General features: G+C 41.1%; 2 protein-coding genes and 1 pseudogene. All 3 read left to right on the top strand.

Annotated features, from left to right (window positions below):
- Positions 1 to 396 (top strand): annotated as a pseudogene (locus HR065_RS01340) (hypothetical protein); the annotation flags it as partial.
- Complete coding sequence (locus HR065_RS01335; protein ID WP_178734126.1) at positions 339 to 1076, top strand: DUF2963 domain-containing protein; 738 nt, start codon at positions 339 to 341, stop codon at positions 1074 to 1076. The pseudogene HR065_RS01340 and the gene HR065_RS01335, both read left to right, overlap by 58 nt.
- Positions 1077 to 1128: 52 nt before the next feature.
- Entirely contained in the window at positions 1129 to 2421 is a 1293-nt protein-coding gene (locus HR065_RS01330; protein WP_178734125.1) for a hypothetical protein, read from the top strand.
- Positions 2422 to 2568: the final 147 nt, after the last annotated feature.

The raw sequence follows: 2568 nt of genomic DNA, 5'->3' as shown, positions 1-2568 counted from the left end.
TCTACTCTTGTTTTAGCCACTATCGGCGCTTTAACATATTATTACATCTTTATGAACCAATCTACTACCCCAAACACACCAACAACTCAATCCCCAACAACAGAACAACCACCAAAAAACCCCGAATCAAAACAACCTGCTCCGGACAAATCCGCCAACACAACAAAAAACGAGGATGAAACAGAAGAAACCGACAACCAAGACGAAAACGACCAAGATGACGACGAATCCGAAGAAGAATCCGCCCCTAAAAACAAAAAAAATCAAACACACCACACGCTCCGGCATTCTTTCGTCAAACTATCACCGAAAAAATTCAACTCACTGACAAAGAAAAAATGGAAAATGAATGGCTCAACGGACAACCCGACATCAAAATCCACTATCACTATATGAAAAATCAAAACGACGTTCAGACCATCCTCAACCAACTCCCTCAATATCAAAATCAAATCCACGCTCCTAATTATGAATACGACCCCCAAACAGGCAACCGCACCAAATCCACCGACTACCACCCCGACGGTTCCATCTCCATAAATTACGAATACGACCCCCAATCCGGCAAACTTCTCAAAGGGCACTGCTACACCCCCGACGGCTCCCGTTGCTTTACCGCCCAGTTCGACCCTTACTCTACCACCTCCTTCAACCCCGGCGAAAAATACGATGCCTGCTTCAATTCCAATCAATACAAAACGATGTCCTGGTATTTCAAATCCCCTCCCTCAAATCTAATAGGCGCCTATTTCATCCCTAGACAAAATCCCTTTAACAAAGAATATCCCGCCGCCGATTATCAATACACCCTCGAAGATATGTTAAAAAACAAAATGTCTATTTCCGAAGCCCACCTCTTTTACAAAGTAGAACCCATCAAAATCCATAAATATAACGTCCAATCAATCCACGACGCCCCCGACATCCTCGCCCAAGCCGGACACCCAGGCGTAAGTATTTCTAATCCCCACAAACCAGGATATAACCACCATGCAAACAGCAGTGTTATAAATTATAAGTATTTCAAAAACCCCCCCTTCTGGTTTACTAGGCGCTTACTTCATCCCTCGCCCTAATCCTGAAAACAAAACCTATCCTAAGGACAATGACGAATACACCCTCGACGACATGTTAACCCATCATGACACCATCTCCGAAGCCTATCTCTTCTATAATGTCGCCACCCAACCCCAAGACCCAAAACTAAAAGTCCACACCATAGATTTAGGTAATTTCCCTCCCTCCACTGATCCTTCCGAGAATACTATGGAACAAGTAATTAACACAGATTTACAAACTGCCATCATTAACAAATTAAAAGAAAATAATATTGATTATCCTTCCTCTGTTCTTTGGAAAAACGCAACCAATTTCAACAACAAAAGCGGAATCATATTACCTTTCAAAACTACCAACCAAATAGTTTTCTTCGTTGATACAGCAGAATCTCACCGTTCTTTCAAAAATCCACCCGACCTCTCTAACCTCTTAAAAATGTCCCACGGCGCCAAAACCGTCTATGTTTTCAACTACACCCTCAATAAAAAAACCATCCTCCAAGAAATCACAGACGTTTCTCTCTCTGTCTTAGAATCAAAAATGAATAACGCTTTTCACGACATTACCAACAAATTATTAAACACAAAATACACCGACTCCGGTTCCATCTATGGCACATGGCGCTCCGGCAATCAAACTCTAAAAACAATCGATCGTGTTATCGAAACTTTCAACACAATCTTTCAATTATTAGGTAAACAAACCTACGACCACGAAGCTGAACGCCGCCGAGAAATAACCTACTTCCACTCCTCCCTCCGAAAATGGCTCATAGAAGCTCCTATTCAAGGAAATACTTTTTATACCGGCGACCAAATCCGAAACACATTAGGCAGATATAGTCGTACTCTTTATGATGTTAAAGGCAATACTCATTCTTATAAATACAATGAAACTCCATTTTTTGATACTTGGTCTATTGATGGAAATAGCACTAGGAAAAAATACGATATCACTTTACATACCACTTTTCCTCCAACACCTCCAAAAGGTTTAAAAATTGAATTCATTCCTGACAAAATTAACCCCGTCGTTACTGTAAACTATCCTACATTTGACAACACCATCCAACAAAACGCCTACCGCCCCAAGGGCACCCTCTATCAAATTGGTTATTCTGAAACCACAAGCCATAAAAATATTAAATCTGCTCTATTCGCTCCAACAGTGCCCCCTACTCTATTTCTTATCATCCATTTCAATCCCCCCACCTCCAAAAAAACATTGATTACTACCCCGACGGCAATGTTTTCAAGATCGAAATATATAACTGGAACCACTATTACACAACTCACAAACTCTACTACAATCCCGACGGTTCCATCAAAGAAGTCAAAAGCTACAAATCATTTGACGTTTTAACCACGCCTTATAGTTCGCAAATCACCCCCGAAGAAAAAGAACTCGCCGAACAAGAACGTCAAATTGCCCTCCAATTATATAAGGACTTCAAAATTAACAATTAACCTCCCCAGACCCTATTTCACCCATAGGGTCTTTTTTATCGCC

The organism is Candidatus Phytoplasma pruni, from assembly GCF_013391955.1.
In the GTDB taxonomy this organism is placed as follows: Bacteria; Bacillota_I; Bacilli_A; order Acholeplasmatales; family Acholeplasmataceae; genus Phytoplasma.
The sequence above is the reverse complement of the archived record's forward strand: the minus strand, read 5'-3'. Positions and strand labels throughout refer to the sequence as shown.